Genomic DNA, 13,745 nt, shown 5'->3' with positions numbered 1-13,745 from the left:
GCTAAAAGTAAAATGTCTGTAGAGACGCGTCATGGTGCGTCTCTACAATAGATTGTGGACTTATCTGAACCGTATTGACTTAACTAAAGACAAAAACTAAATTTTGGAGAAATCACTTGAAAAACCCGGTTCATCTGATATCTTGTAGCAATTTCAATTAGCCCAAAATCCGAGACAAAATAAGCTTTGGGCTAATATCCTAAGCAGGACTTAGAAGACAAATCAGCAGATAAGAAAAAACTAGCCAAAAGTTGTACTATTCCAGCCCCACAGATAACCTTTGGCATCGTTAAATTCAATGTAAATGCGATTTTTAGATACACCAAGTGCCTGATTAATCTCTTGGCAAAAATCTTGACTCATCGCTTGAGTTTGCTCTGGTTTCATTGTACCCACACTTTTAATTTCTATGTAGCAAACTGGTTCTGTACTACCTGCAAATGTCATCGGAATTCCAGATTCAAAAGCTGTCATCACATAAGACTCTGGCTTGCCAGTGTGCTTAGCTAACTTTGCTGAAAGATTTTTGAGCATTTCTTCAATTTCTGCTTTTTCAGGTGCAGAGACAGAAGTTTGAACTTTAATCAAAGGCATAACTTTTTTAGTTAATTGTTGATTATTGATTGTTGGTTGTTGGTTGTTGGTTGTTGGTTGTTGATTTTTTCTATAAACCACTAACTACTAACTACTAACCACTATTGTACAGACGCGATGTTCCTCGCGTTTCTACTAACCCCTAACCCCTAACCACCATACTGCCAACCAGTCGTTTCCAGTCGTAGCTGTTTACCTTCACGGTGAACACCAGCAGCTATTACTTCACCCACAAATACGGTGTGATCACCTTTCATCACTGCATCAACAACTTGGCACTCTACATATCCCAAAGACTCAGAAATAATCGGACAACCTGTTTCGCCAAGATAAAATTCTACATCTTCAAATTTATTTCCAACGCGACGCATTTGCTTGAAGAACTTTTGTGCTATGTCTTTTTGTCCTTCTTCCAAGAAGCTAATAGTAAATACTCCACTGTTTTTAATCATGTGATGAGAAATAGAATTTTGATTCACACAATTTACAATCAAGGGGGGTTTAAATGAAGCCTGCATTAACCAGCTAGCTGTGAAACCGTTAATTTCTTCCCCATCTTTAACACCACAGATATAGAGTCCGTGGGGTATTTTCAACAGCATCGTTTTTTTTGCCTGTTCGTCAAGCATGAGTTAATCTACCTAATATTTTTTCTACATTGCTAAGTGTAACGAACAGGAGTAACTGTAGTACAGTCATCCTTTGGGACGAAATAAATGAGTATGTTCAGGATGATAGAGGCGCGATCGCCCTATACTTTCTTTGAGTGCAGGGCTGATCACATACAGTGTGGTACGGGTTAAATTTTCTTGATGAGTACAATTAGCCATTTTGTCAAGGGTAACTACCAAAATTTTCTCATCAGCCCAGCCCAAACGATAACAAATTGCTACAGGTGTGTCAGGTGGGTAATGTTCTAGTAATTTGGCTTGGGCTAATTCGATATGACGCGCGCTTAGATAAAGGCACAAACTAGCTTGATGAGAAGCGAGGGAAGCTAATTCTTCTGTTGCAGGAACTTCTGTGCGTCCACTGATGCGCGTCAGGATGATTGTTTGTACTAAACCAGGAACAGTAAGTTCTACTTTGAGTTTGGCAGCAGCAGCTTGAAAAGCGCTAATACCCGGTACAACTTCAAAAGGGATTTCCGCCTCTGCCAAAAGCTGCATTTGTTCGTGGATCGCACTATAGAGACTGGGATCACCAGAATGAAGACGGACAACAGACTGGTGCGATCGCACTCGTTGTATCATCAGTGGCAGAATTTCTTCTAAAGTCTTGTTTGCAGTTGGAATAATTTCTGCATCTTGACGACAAAATTGTAAAATTTGTGGAGGCACTAAAGAATCGGCAAATAAAATTACATCAGCAGCCATCAAGATTTTTTGCGCCTTAATAGTCAGTAAATCAGGATCACCAGGTCCTGCTCCTACTATATATACATATGAATTTAATGAATTTAAGTAATTTTTATTATCTAAACTACTAGAATTATTACGCATAAAAAAATTAGATAATTAACAAAAGAAATTTTTTTTGAGATTTTCTCAGTATCTTTCCGGATCGACTCTCCCTATCTAGTAGAGGTGAATGGTAGATGCACCCTGGTTAAGCCCTAGAGAAAACTCTGGGGCATTTTTTATTTTTTAGTAATTGGTCGTTTGTCATTAGTCATTAGTCATTGGTCATTGGTCATTGGTCATTGGTCAATAGTCAATAGTCAATAGTTATTCACTCCCCCCACTCCTCATACTCCTCACACCTCTCCCCACCTCCCCATCTCCCCATCTCCCCACTCCCCCCACTCCTCAATCTTGAGAAGGCGAAACAACATCTGGTAATGGCCGTTTAGCGATGTATAGCCATGCTAAGCCACTCAATCCCAAAATAATGCCGATTAAACTTACCACTTGTGCGATTCGTAATGGCCCAAGCATCAAGCTATCAGTCCGCAAACCTTCAATCCACAGGCGTCCTAGACTATAAGTTGCCAAGTAAACCATAAATAATGTGCCTGTTTTTAAACGTGGTTTACCCCGCAGCCCTCTAAAAAACAATGTCATCAACAAGGTAAATACCATTAAATTCCACACTGATTCATACAGAAAAGTGGGATGAAAATATTCAAAACTAGCTAATTCTGGTGGACGACGCTCTGGGGGAATATAAAGCTTCCAGGGTAAATTCGTAGGAGCCCCAAAAGCTTCCGAATTGAAAAAATTGCCCCAACGTCCGATTGCTTGCCCTAAAATCAATGAAGGAGCAACTAAGTCTGCCAACTGCCAAAAAGAAACCCGCTTGAGTTTGGCAAAGATTAAAGCTGCCAGAAGACCTCCTAGAATCGCCCCATGAATAGCAATACCACCTTGCCAAATAGCGATAATCCGCTCTGGATGCTGGGCATATTCTGGCCACTCAAACAAAACATAATATAGTCTTGCTGCTGGAATTGCCCCAATCACAAGCCAAATTGACAAATCACTCAGTAACTCTGGATTTACACTACGACGTTTTGCCAGGTATTGCGAAAGAGTCACACCAATTAAGACTGCTGACGCAATTAACAAACCATACCAACGAATAGTAATCGGCCCTATTTTCACAAAAATCGGACCAGGAGATGTAAACAGAAACGCCAAGGGCAAGGCGGAAAAATCCAATGCCATGCAGAAGTACCTAAAAAACTTTGAATATTTAAAGTGTTAAGTTTTTAATTGTTAGTAGTTGATGGATATAGGTTAGTGGTTAATGGATAGTGGTCAACAACCATAAGCTAACTACTAACTACGTAACTACTAACAACTAAAACTACAGCTTAGATTCTAAGTTGTATTAGCTCGATTACAAAGGAAAAAGTTGTCAATCAGACTCACCTATTAAGGTAAAAGCAGCCCATTCTCGAGGACTGGGATACTGCTTCATAGTTGTTAGCAGTGATCGCACCCGGTATACCTAACCCATTTACATCTTCCAGTAAACCGTGAGTTGTCAAATGAATCAACTCGGCTTGAGGCATTTTTTGCTGGATAGTAGGTTCGGTGCGGTGGTGAAGAGTCTCAGCTAGTACGAGAAGGCAAGAGGTAGAAAAAATGTGGGTTGTTATTTCTGCTACACTCCACTAATTTCCGTGATTTTGGATTTTAGGAGTTTTTGGAAAATTTTTTACCATTGAGTAAAAAATAAATTATCTAGCTAATAAGCTGATAAATGCAATCTCTAAGTATTCCCAGCTTTTGGCGTTTTTGGAGGCTATTGTGAGAATTGCTAAAACAAAAAATTACCTCTGTTAATAATGAACTCTGATTAGATATAATCACCTAAACAACTGTGAGGCATCGTTAAATCGTGATTGCCATTTATCCAGGAAGTTTCGACCCCATTACCTTGGGACACCTAGATATCATTCAACGTGGTAGTCGTCTATTTACAAAGGTGATTGTTGCTGTACTGCGAAATCCTAATAAAACACCACTGTTTAGTGTCCAAAAAAGGTTAGAACAGATTCGTTACTCTGTTCAGCATTTACCGAATGTGGAAGCTGATGCTTTTGATGGTTTAACTGTTAATTATGCCCACATGCGGGGAGCTGCTGTCTTACTACGGGGGCTAAGAGCAATTTCAGACTTTGAAATTGAGTTACAGATGGCTCACATCAATAAAACTCTGTCTATAGATATAGAGACTGTTTTTCTGGCAACATCTAATGAGTATAGTTTTTTAAGTAGTAGTGTGGTAAAAGAGATTGCAAGATTTGGTGGCTCCGTTGATCATCTTGTTCCCCCGCACATTGCCCTGGATATTTACCAATGCTACGCCCAAAACCATCCCGTATCGAACCAAGTCAAAACGGAAGTAATTTAGTCCCGCCAGAATTCAGCGATGGAGTACCTGAAGAAGCTATGCGAACGGGAAGCATAGATATTCAAATGGAACTCAATCGTCTAGAAGAAATGATTCTCGCTAGCTTTCACATTCCACTGACGCGGCGCACGTTAGTGGATGAAGAAAAACTACTCGATCAGCTTGATTTTATCCGAATGTATTTACCAACTGCTTTTGCCCAAGCAGCAGATATGTTGCAACAAAAAGAAGAAATTTTGCTACAGGCAGAAGAATATGGACAGCAAATAGTAGAAGCCGCACAAGCTAAAAGAGCGCAAATATTGGATGATAACGATATTCTCAGACAGGCAGAAAGAGAAGCCGCAGAACTACGACGACAAGTGCAACAACAATGTGAATCAATGTTACAAGAGACTCTCGAAGAAATTGACCGTAAACGCCGCCAGTGTCAGCAAGAATTAGAGGAAATGCGACAAGCAGCGATCGCAGAAGCAGAAGCTATCGAACAGGGTGCAGATGAATATGCTGATAGTGTTCTTGAGAATATTGAAGAACAACTTCACGATATGTTGCGAATAGTTCACAACGGCAGACAGCAGTTGCAACCAAATTTACCACCGCCACGAAATTCTCAATTTCCGAAAAATGGGTAATGAAGAAGGCAGGAGGCACCAGGGCAGATGGCAGATGGCAGATGGCAGATGGCAGAAGGATAAATACTAAAATTCATCCTTCTGCCTTTCCCCTACTCTACCTTGAAGCCTATGAGCGCGTCTACACCCTTCATCCTTCCCCCTTAAAATATCCGATGTTGCAGACTAGGCATTTGACGACGAACCTGTTCTAGCCGTGATGGCTTAATTTCTGCGATCGCAACTCCTGGTTTTTCTCCAGCATCAGCTAAAATCACTCCCCACGGATCGATAATCATTGCATGACCGTGGGTTTGACGGCGGTTATAGTTGAGTCCTGTTTGGGCTGGGGCGATGACATAACTAGTATTTTCAATTGCACGGGCTTGCAGTAGCACCTGCCAGTGATCTTTGCCTGTAAAAGCAGTAAAAGCCGCAGGTACAAAAATTACATCTACTCCCTTGGATGACATATAGCGATAAAGTTCAGGAAAACGAACATCGTAACAAACAGAAAGTCCGATATTACCTAGTAATTCATCAGCATAAACTGAAGGTAGTTCTGTGCCAGCCATCACTGTGGTGGATTCTCTGTAAGTATTTCCATCAGGAACATTAACATCAAATAAGTGTACCTTGCGGTAACGCGACAATTCCTGCCCGTTAGGAGCAATAAGTAAAGCAGTGTTATAAACTTTGCCTATGCCTTCTACAGGAATGGGAAAGCCACCACCTAAAATGGTAATTTGATAACGTTGGGCCATCGTTTTCAAAAATGCTTCTGTTTTATATGCGATCGCCTCAGCTTGAGCAAGTTTGTCCTTCTCTTCTCCCATATAAGGAAAATTTTCTGGCAAACCCACTAACTCAGCACCCTGACGCACAGCTAAATCAATTAATTCCTCTGCTTGTGCCAAGTTTTTTTCTAGTTCAGGCACACTTGTCATTTGAATAGCAGCAGCTAAATAAGATTTCATAGATTTAACAAGAATTTAATAGTTAATAGTTAATAGTCAAGGGTCAACAGTCAACAGTCAAGAGTTGGTTGTTGGTTGTTGGTAGTTAGTTGTTAGTGGTTAGTAGAGACGCGATGTTCCTCGCGTCTGTACAATAGTGGTTAGTGGTTAGTAGTTAGTAGTTACTTATTCTTTAAACTACTTACTCCACCCTACGGGAAGCCACTTGCGTGTCTACACACTCCCCACACCCCCACACTCCCCACACCCCCACACTCCCCACACCCCACCTCCTCTTCCCCTAGATGCTTGGAAAAAAACCTACATTCGGGTTAGGTTGTTATAAAATCTTAATAATTTCTGTCTATTGTGGATGCGTCTGTTCTAATTAAAACTTTTGTTGCTGTTTTTGTGCTTGCTGATGCGATCGGCAATGTGCCAGTAGTTTTAGTTCTCACTAAAGGTATGGAACCAGAACAAAGAAATAAGGTGATAGACAAAGCTATTTTGGTAGCAATAGCGGTACTCTTAATCTTTGCTTTTGGTGGTCAATTTATTTTGAGTTACTTGGATATCAGTATGGGGTCATTAAGAGTAGCTGGGGGACTACTACTGTTGTTAATTTCTTTACAAATGCTCCAAGGCGACCTAGATACTCCAGTAATTGACAAAGAACGGGATGTAGCAATTACTCCTTTGGCTTTACCCCTACTGGCAGGGCCTGGTACACTTACTACCGTAATGTTACTAGTGTCAGAGTCTCCCAATCCGCATATTAGCGTGATTGTGGGTATTGTTGCAGCAATGTTCGTCAGTTGGTTAATTTTGCGGCAGGCAAACTTTATTGATCAATGGTTTGGTGCTGAAGGAGAAATAATTGTTACTCAGCTTTTAGGCTTTTTACTGGCAGCATTGGCAGTGGAAATTGGTAGTACAGGGATAAAAGAATTATTTTTGAGTTAAGTGTTGAGTAGCGATCGCTGTATTGCTAACTTGAAGCACTAGTATAAAATCGTAATGCAAATTGCCAAAACTTATTAGCAACAAAAAATAGCAGCAAAGCCAAGACTCCTGCACCAAGCATCCAACTAATTTCGCTACGACCTAGCATAGCTTCTGCTGGTACTGTAGTTAAAAACGCCACAGGTACTACAAAAGTAAAGAAGAAGCGATAAGCCGTGGGATAGGCTACCATTGGATACCTACCAGCTTCCAACAAACCACGCAGTACCTCGGTAACATTATAAATTTTGACAAACCAGATACTGGTAGCTCCCAGCATAAACCAGAGGCTGTAAAGTATGATTAAGCCAAAACACAACGGTACAGTACTTAAGAGGTAGTCACCTATCCTTAGATTCAACTGTGTACCTGCGTAGACAAGCAATATGGAACCAAAAACTAAATCTGGTAGTCCCCAGGGTGAAAGAGTATGGCTAGAAAGCCAAAATTGACTGGGGATTGGTTTTAATAAAACAAAGTCGAGTGTTCCCTCTTGGACATGACGGACAATGCGATTGAGGTTAGGGGCCAGGAAAGTTGCCGAAAAGCCTTGTAACAGAGTAAAAATTCCCAGTACAAGCAAAGCTGCTTCCCATGACCAACCAGCAAAGGTGTAGCCTTGTCCGTAAAATAAAAATAACCCAAATAAGCTGCCTGCTAAATTGCCCAGGCTGCTGAGGGCAGCTAAAAGGAAGTTTACACGATACTCCATCTCAGCTGCGATCGCTGTACTCCAAAATATTCTTAGTAATTTTAGGTATTTTGACATTACTTATACCTGCTTGGGAAAAAGAGTGTGAAGAGTGGGGGGAGTGTAGTTCAGTTATCAAATTCTATTACTCACTGTTAACTGTTAACTGTAGCCTGCGGCAAGCCGCTACGCATCTACACTAATTCCTACCCACTAACAAACAACAACCAACTACTAACCAGTAGCTTCTTTTATTTTTAAAATACAAAATAATATTACTTAAACTTCATACTATTTTTTACTTATAGCAGATCAATCCCCCGTAAAATGTGGATTTAATATTGTTAGCTTTGTGAGCTTATATGAATTTTGATCTGCTCAACCTAATTAAATCACTAGGATACTTTGGAGTCTGGGGAATTATTTTTGCTGAATCTGGTTTATTGGTTGGTTTTTTTCTGCCTGGAGATAGCTTGCTATTTACGGCTGGATTTGTCGCTTCACAAAATTTGCTTAATATCTGGATTTTAATTATTGGTGCTTTTCTGTTTGCAGTACTAGGTGATAACGTAGGCTATGCTACCGGATACAGATTTGGTCGAAGATTATTTCAAAAAGAAGATTCTTGGTTGTTTCATAAGAAACATTTAGTCAAAACTCAAAAATTTTATCAACAGCATGGGAAAAAAACTATTGTTTTAGCTCGCTTTTTACCAATTATCAGAACTTTTGCGCCGATTGTGGCAGGCATTGGTGTTATGCACTATCGGACATTTATGGTCTATAACTTAATTGGTGGTTTAATTTGGACTTTTGGCATTACCTTGCTTGGTTTTTTCTTAGGTAAATCTCTGCCAGCAGAACAGATAGATAAGTATTTATTACCGCTCATTGGTTTAATTATTATTGTTTCGCTGGTTCCATCAGTGCTTCATGTGATTAAAGAAAATAGAGCAGACCGACATTAATCTTTTATCAATTTTACATTGAGCAAACCGTGGGGAAGCCGTAAAAAAGTACAGTAAAGAAAATATAAATTCTTTTAGTGACTGCGTAAATATCTAATTTAAGCAAGATAAATACACAAAGACCTAAATGAAGAGAAAATTATGACTGTACAAACATTACAGCAAATAGATCAAGGTAAAGCAGAAGCCTTTGCTCAAGGAATGTTGGGTATTCTCAACAGTAGCGCGATCGCACTCATGACTTCCATCGGTCATCGTACAGGACTGTTTGACACTTTAGCACAGTTGCCAGCATCAACGAGTGAGCAGATAGCAGACACTACTGGATTGAATGAAAGGTATGTACGCGAATGGTTAGGAGCAATGGTAACAGGTAGGATTTTGGAATATGATCCGAGCGATCGCACTTACTTGTTACCTCCAGAACATGCTTTATTCTTAACACGTTCTGGTGACATCAACATGGCAGCAACGATGCAATTTATCCCCATCTTGGCAACAGTTGAAGACCAAATTATAGAATGTTTTTACAAAGGTGGAGGAGTTCCCTATTCAGCTTATAAGCGCTTCCATCAAGTGATGGCAGAAGAAAGCAACCAAACAGTGGTAGAGGCTTTGATCGATTTTATTCTTCCCCTTGTCCCAGGTTCAATAGAGGCACTACAAACGGGCATTGATGTACTCGATGTTGGTTGTGGTAGTGGTCATGCTATAAATACCCTAGCCCAAGTATTTCCCCAAAGCCGATTTACAGGCTATGACTTTTCCACAGAAGCGATCGCTACAGCCAAAACAGAAGCCCAAAATATTGGTTTAACCAACGTTCAGTTTCAGGTAAAAGACGCTGCTACCATAGACGAAATTGCTCAATACGATTTAATTACAACCTTTGATGCCATCCACGATCAGGCCAAACCTGATGTAGTACTATACAATATTGCCCAAGCATTACGTCCTGATGGTACATACCTCATGCAGGATATTCGCGCTTCTAGTTATGTGGACGGCAATCTTGAGCATCCTGCTGGCCCCTATCTTTATACTGTCTCTTGTATGCACTGTATGACAGTTTCTCTGGCTATGAATGGGGCTGGACTCGGTACTGTCTGGGGTGAGGAAAAAGCACTAGAAATGTTGAAAGCAGCAGGCTTTAACAGCGTTGAAGTTAAACGCCTGGAACACGACATGCTAAATAACTACTACATCGTTAAAAAAATTAGTTAGTAGCTGTAGTGAGGTATCTCAGGCAATATGTGTAAACTATGTGCGCTAACTTTGCGTTATCAACAACCCAATTCGAGTAATATCAAGTTCGCATGATTACTTACAATTCCCTTTTACCTCACCCCGCCTTCGGCACCCCTCTCCTTAGCAAGGAGAGGGGATGGGGGTGAGGTTTTTTATTCTAAGTGATTAACCGAACTTGATATAACTCCCAGATCCCAAATATCAAGCAATTTTCCTCCTTGATCTCTGCGAAGCAATCAAAACCCCAACCAAACAAGACATCTCGTATCGTGTCTGGTTAAACACTTACAGCACTTACTATTTAAACAAAGTACATTTCTCCCTACCCCTCTCCTTAATAAGCCGTGTATACACAACTTGAATTTACCCCCCTTAATCCCCCCGATATTCGGGGGGAAATAAAAGATCCAGTTCCCTCCCCTTTACAAGGCTGAAAGTAGCCGTCATGGCGGGCGGTACCAGGTTGGGAAATAAAAGATCCAGTTCCCTCCCCTTTACAAGGGGAGGGTTAGGGTGGGGTAAAACCAGGATTCATCAGCTATTTCAGACTTATGTGTACATGTAGCTTAGATCAGGCGAGAGTGCGCTGTCTTCGGAGGTTTTTAAACTGAATAACTATTAAAAAACGCTCCATTCAGTACCAACCTGTGGTAGAAAGACACCATTAGCAGTTGTGCCATTCATAAACCAAACTGCAACTTCACCGGTTTCACCATTGCGCCAGAAGACATCTGTCTTGCCATCACCATCATAGTCGCCGATGTTCGGTTGCCAAGATGCACCAGTTGCAGGTAAGAAAGCCGCAGTCCCAATTGATGTGCCATCCATTAACCAAGCGGTGTTTTCACCTGTCGTTTGATTGTGCCAAAAGACATCTGTCTTGCCATCACCATTGAAGTCACCAATATACGATTTCCAAGCCGAATCTTGTTTCGACAAATTACCCTCATTGATGAAGATACCGCTCATCAGCCAAACTTTATTCTCGCCTGTTTCGTAGTTACGCCAAAGGATATCACTGTTGCCATCGTTGTTGAAATCACCAACATTAGCCTCCCAGTTACCTTCCAATTTGCTTAGAGCATATTCTGATGTATTTGTGCTATCCATAAACCAGACTTTATTTTCACCAGTGATGTTGTTGCGCCAAAAGATATCGTTTTTGCCATCACCGTTAAAATCAACCACACTAGAAGTCCAGGTTGTATCAGTGGTAGGTAAAAAAGCGGCAGTTGTGACATTTGTACCATCCATTATCCAGGTGGCATTTTCTCCAGTTTGACTATTACGCCACAAAACGTCACTTTTACCATCACCGTTGAAATCCGCAATGTTGTAAGTCCAAGCTGGGTTTATTGTTTGAACATTAGCTTGAGCAGCAATGTTTGTGCCATCCATCAGCCAAATCACATTTTCACCGCTGTTTTTATTACGCCAAAAGATATCTGTTTTGCCGTCGCGGTTAAAATCGGCATAACTTAAGTCCCAAGATGCATCTACTGTAGTTATAGTAGATGCTCTAGGGTTGCTGCCATCCATCAACCAAATAGCAGTTTCACCAGTTTGAGAGTTACGCCAGAATTTGTCAGCTTTGCCATCTCCATTGAAATCTGCAACAACGGCCGCGTTGCTGAAACTAGGATTAGGATTTGGATTTTTTGCTGCAATTGAAGACTGATTTTCATCATTTATACTTGAAGAACGTCCCAGCTTAAAACTAAGATTGGGAATGGTATTGTTATCAAAAAGATTTGTGGAAGCATATTTTGATGCACTAGTTTCTATAGACAAATTCAAGGAAGAATTGGAGTTAGACATCATATTTGTTTATGGCTAGTACAAGGAGGTAATTCTAGTTAAGAATTTAGAATCTGGAATACCAAATTGTGAATTGTGAATGCACAATTGTTCATCAAATTTTTACTTATATTTAATAATTTTTTTGTCAAAAAATAACATCTAACACTTTTAACAATGTTGTTTATGATTAACATTTTTAAATTCAATAGAAAGTCAAAAATACGTAGATGTGGAACTGTTTTCTATCAGGAAAACCTGATAAAATTTTTAAATTTCTGCCTTCTGCCTTCATTCGACAATTCAGATAAGAAGCGGGTGGTAGATGCCTTTATACTTGCACAAAATTGCGATCGCTCTATCTAGTGGTTAGTCTCAGAACTTTATTCCTGAAATTTTCAAGCACTAAAGTGCTGACTACAAACTTTGAGCTAGTCATTGAAGATATTTTTATCACACATATCTTGCACTTTGTTTTGAAGTACGCCTAGAACTTTAGTTCTAGGCTAATAGCAAAAGTCATCTAAAGATGACTGAGTAGTAGAGTTAAGCTAAAAGCCCTGGAATTTCATTTCTTGACGTTCAAAAATAGGTGCAAGAGTGATTCTCCAAGAAAATAACCCGCTATGAATGAAAATTTTTTGGCAGTGTAGATATTTATTTCGGCGCTTACTGTCAACGAGCAGGTATCAGTTATCAGTTATCAGTTATCAGTTATTAAATTCAATTCTCACTGTTGACTGTTAACTGTTCACTGTTTACTGGACTAAAAGGTATACCATTCTTTGCCAAGGGTAGGTAGAGCTGTAGGAGTAGAGTCAGTACCAGTCACAACTACAACGGCGTTTTCACCTGTTTCGTAATTCCGCCAGAAGATGTCGGTTTTACCATCACCATTGGTATCACTGATACTAGGTGTCCAAGCCCCACTGGGTGCATCGGCAGCAACTGTAGTGAGAACATTGCTACCATCCATGATCCATATCTGGTTTTTGCCAGTTTCCTGGTTGTACCATAAGATATCAGTCTTACCATTACCGTCAAAGTCACCAATTAATGGTTTCCAACTAGAACCTTCGAGCGTAGGTAGAGCAGTATCACTAGCAACGGTTGTACCGTTCATTAACCAAACTTTGTTCTCACCTGTGGCTGTATTGCGCCAGAGAATGTCGGTTTGGTAATTGAGGTCAAAATCACCCAGGGTCGGTTGCCATTCAGTGCCTAGTGTGGGCAAAGATGCACCAGTGGCGTTTGTACCATCCATCGTCCAGACGGCGTTTTCACCTGTGGCTTTGTTGCGCCAGAAGATATCTGTCTTACCGTCGCTGTTGAGATCAACAATGTTGGCTGTCCAGTTGGAATCGACAGTCTGGAGAAAAGACGGAGTGGTTACTTGTGTACCATCCATTAACCAAGCGGCGTTCTCACCGGTTGTTGTGTTCCGCCAGAGGATATCGGTTTTGCGATCGCCATTAAAATCTGCAATCACTGGTGTCCAATCTGGACTTAATGTTGCTAACGATGCTTCAGAGACAACAGCTGTACCATCCATCAGCCAAACCTGGTTTTCACCTGTAGCTTTGTTGAACCAGAGTAAGTCTGTCTTGTCATCACCGTTGAAATCGCCGATTTTAACATCCCACTCTGTACCCATTGTCTTGACAAAATCCGCAGAGGCGACATTTGTGCCATCCATTAACCAAATAGCATTTTCACCAGTCTGAGAGTTACGCCAGAACTTGTCGTTCTTACCATCACCGTTGAAATCCGATACAATTGCCGCACTCGTGAATACAGGATTAGGATTCTGTAGATTTGGAAGATCAAGCTGAGAGTTTGCATCTGAAGAACTCCTATAGCTTGAGTAAGTCTCTGTTTCTAATTGACTTTTGCTTGTGTATTTGTCTGTTGAGATTGGAGCGCTACTAGAAGTAGAAATCTGATCGGACATGGCGTGTGTTTGAGACAAGTGGTCATAAACCTTTTAACTGTTTTTTTCTCTTTGATTCAAGTG

General features: G+C 40.6%; 13 protein-coding genes. 5 read left to right on the top strand and 8 right to left on the bottom strand.

Features of this window, described 5'->3' with window-relative positions; translation table 11 throughout:
• Nucleotides 1–240: 240 nt before the first annotated feature.
• The 4 genes from RS893_RS02915 to lgt all read right to left on the bottom strand — a co-directional run bounded on the left by RS893_RS02915 (nt 241) and on the right by lgt (nt 3,260).
• Nucleotides 241–594 (bottom strand): phenylpyruvate tautomerase MIF-related protein, encoded by a 354-nt coding sequence (locus RS893_RS02915; RefSeq protein WP_315791850.1) that lies wholly within the window; start codon nt 592–594, stop codon nt 241–243.
• Between the two features lie 149 nt (nt 595–743).
• Complete coding sequence (locus RS893_RS02910) at nt 744–1,223, bottom strand: flavin reductase family protein (protein ID WP_315789759.1); 480 nt, start codon at nt 1,221–1,223, stop codon at nt 744–746.
• A 66-nt stretch (nt 1,224–1,289) separates the two neighbouring features.
• Complete coding sequence (cobM, locus tag RS893_RS02905) at nt 1,290–2,096, bottom strand: precorrin-4 C(11)-methyltransferase (protein ID WP_315789758.1); 807 nt, start codon at nt 2,094–2,096, stop codon at nt 1,290–1,292.
• A 306-nt stretch (nt 2,097–2,402) separates the two neighbouring features.
• On the bottom strand, nt 2,403–3,260 hold the full coding sequence (gene lgt, locus RS893_RS02900; protein ID WP_315789756.1) for a prolipoprotein diacylglyceryl transferase: 858 nt from the start codon (nt 3,258–3,260) through the stop codon (nt 2,403–2,405).
• Between the two features lie 679 nt (nt 3,261–3,939).
• On the opposite strand from lgt, the gene coaD reads away from it, so the two are divergent.
• Together coaD and RS893_RS02890 are read left to right on the top strand one after the other, a co-directional pair.
• On the top strand, nt 3,940–4,455 hold the full coding sequence (gene coaD / locus RS893_RS02895; protein WP_315789754.1) for a pantetheine-phosphate adenylyltransferase: 516 nt from the start codon (nt 3,940–3,942) through the stop codon (nt 4,453–4,455).
• A 65-nt stretch (nt 4,456–4,520) separates the two neighbouring features.
• Nucleotides 4,521–5,090, top strand: coding sequence for a DivIVA domain-containing protein (locus RS893_RS02890; RefSeq protein ID WP_315791849.1), 570 nt, complete (start codon nt 4,521–4,523; stop codon nt 5,088–5,090).
• Nucleotides 5,091–5,233: 143 nt separating this feature from the next.
• Here the strand turns inward: RS893_RS02890 and RS893_RS02885 are convergent, their stop codons facing one another.
• On the bottom strand, nt 5,234–6,046 hold the full coding sequence (locus RS893_RS02885; RefSeq protein ID WP_315789752.1) for a carbon-nitrogen hydrolase family protein: 813 nt from the start codon (nt 6,044–6,046) through the stop codon (nt 5,234–5,236).
• A gap of 348 nt (nt 6,047–6,394) precedes the next feature.
• Between RS893_RS02885 and RS893_RS02880 the strand changes: the two genes are divergently transcribed.
• Nucleotides 6,395–6,988, top strand: coding sequence for a MarC family protein (locus RS893_RS02880; protein ID WP_315789751.1), 594 nt, complete (start codon nt 6,395–6,397; stop codon nt 6,986–6,988).
• Nucleotides 6,989–7,013: 25 nt separating this feature from the next.
• Here RS893_RS02880 and RS893_RS02875 read toward each other — a convergent pair whose 3' ends face one another.
• Nucleotides 7,014–7,796 (bottom strand): ABC transporter permease, encoded by a 783-nt coding sequence (locus tag RS893_RS02875; protein ID WP_315789749.1) that lies wholly within the window; start codon nt 7,794–7,796, stop codon nt 7,014–7,016.
• A 284-nt stretch (nt 7,797–8,080) separates the two neighbouring features.
• Here RS893_RS02875 and RS893_RS02870 point away from each other — a divergent pair, with 284 nt between their 5' ends.
• Both RS893_RS02870 and RS893_RS02865 read left to right on the top strand, forming a co-directional pair.
• Nucleotides 8,081–8,686: a DedA family protein gene (locus RS893_RS02870; protein ID WP_315789747.1), complete on the top strand. Its 606-nt coding sequence runs from the start codon at nt 8,081–8,083 to the stop codon at nt 8,684–8,686.
• A 141-nt stretch (nt 8,687–8,827) separates the two neighbouring features.
• Nucleotides 8,828–9,910 carry a class I SAM-dependent methyltransferase gene (locus RS893_RS02865; RefSeq protein WP_315789746.1) on the top strand — a complete coding sequence of 361 codons (1,083 nt, stop codon included), beginning with the start codon at nt 8,828–8,830 and terminating at the stop codon, nt 9,908–9,910.
• Between the two features lie 642 nt (nt 9,911–10,552).
• On the opposite strand, the gene RS893_RS02860 is transcribed toward RS893_RS02865, so the two are convergent.
• The gene (locus tag RS893_RS02860) at nt 10,553–11,752 is read right to left on the bottom strand and encodes a VCBS repeat-containing protein (RefSeq protein ID WP_315791848.1); all 1,200 of its coding nucleotides are present in this window, start codon (nt 11,750–11,752) and stop codon (nt 10,553–10,555) included.
• A gap of 745 nt (nt 11,753–12,497) precedes the next feature.
• Nucleotides 12,498–13,682 (bottom strand): VCBS repeat-containing protein, encoded by a 1,185-nt coding sequence (locus RS893_RS02855; protein ID WP_315789745.1) that lies wholly within the window; start codon nt 13,680–13,682, stop codon nt 12,498–12,500.
• Nucleotides 13,683–13,745: the final 63 nt, after the last annotated feature.

The organism is Fischerella sp. JS2 (assembly GCF_032393985.1).
In the GTDB taxonomy this organism is placed as follows: Bacteria; Cyanobacteriota; Cyanobacteriia; order Cyanobacteriales; family Nostocaceae; genus Fischerella.
Note: the sequence above shows the minus strand (reverse complement) of the source record. Positions and strands in the feature narration are given on the sequence as shown.

Bases quoted from the DNA above. Each gene is read 5' to 3' on its own strand.
- RS893_RS02870 (WP_315789747.1), top strand. From the start codon at position 8,081: ATGAATTTTGATCTGCTCAACCTAATTAAATCACTAGGATACTTTGGA.
- RS893_RS02890 (WP_315791849.1), top strand. From the start codon at position 4,521: ATGGAACTCAATCGTCTAGAAGAAATGATTCTCGCTAGCTTTCACATT.
- lgt (WP_315789756.1), bottom strand. From the start codon at position 3,260: ATGGCATTGGATTTTTCCGCCTTGCCCTTGGCGTTTCTGTTTACATCT.
- RS893_RS02855 (WP_315789745.1), bottom strand. From the start codon at position 13,682: ATGTCCGATCAGATTTCTACTTCTAGTAGCGCTCCAATCTCAACAGAC.
- RS893_RS02910 (WP_315789759.1), bottom strand. From the start codon at position 1,223: ATGCTTGACGAACAGGCAAAAAAAACGATGCTGTTGAAAATACCCCAC.
- RS893_RS02875 (WP_315789749.1), bottom strand. From the start codon at position 7,796: ATGTCAAAATACCTAAAATTACTAAGAATATTTTGGAGTACAGCGATC.
- RS893_RS02865 (WP_315789746.1), top strand. From the start codon at position 8,828: ATGACTGTACAAACATTACAGCAAATAGATCAAGGTAAAGCAGAAGCC.
- RS893_RS02915 (WP_315791850.1), bottom strand. From the start codon at position 594: ATGCCTTTGATTAAAGTTCAAACTTCTGTCTCTGCACCTGAAAAAGCA.
- cobM (WP_315789758.1), bottom strand. From the start codon at position 2,096: ATGCGTAATAATTCTAGTAGTTTAGATAATAAAAATTACTTAAATTCA.
- RS893_RS02885 (WP_315789752.1), bottom strand. From the start codon at position 6,046: ATGAAATCTTATTTAGCTGCTGCTATTCAAATGACAAGTGTGCCTGAA.
- RS893_RS02860 (WP_315791848.1), bottom strand. From the start codon at position 11,752: ATGTCTAACTCCAATTCTTCCTTGAATTTGTCTATAGAAACTAGTGCA.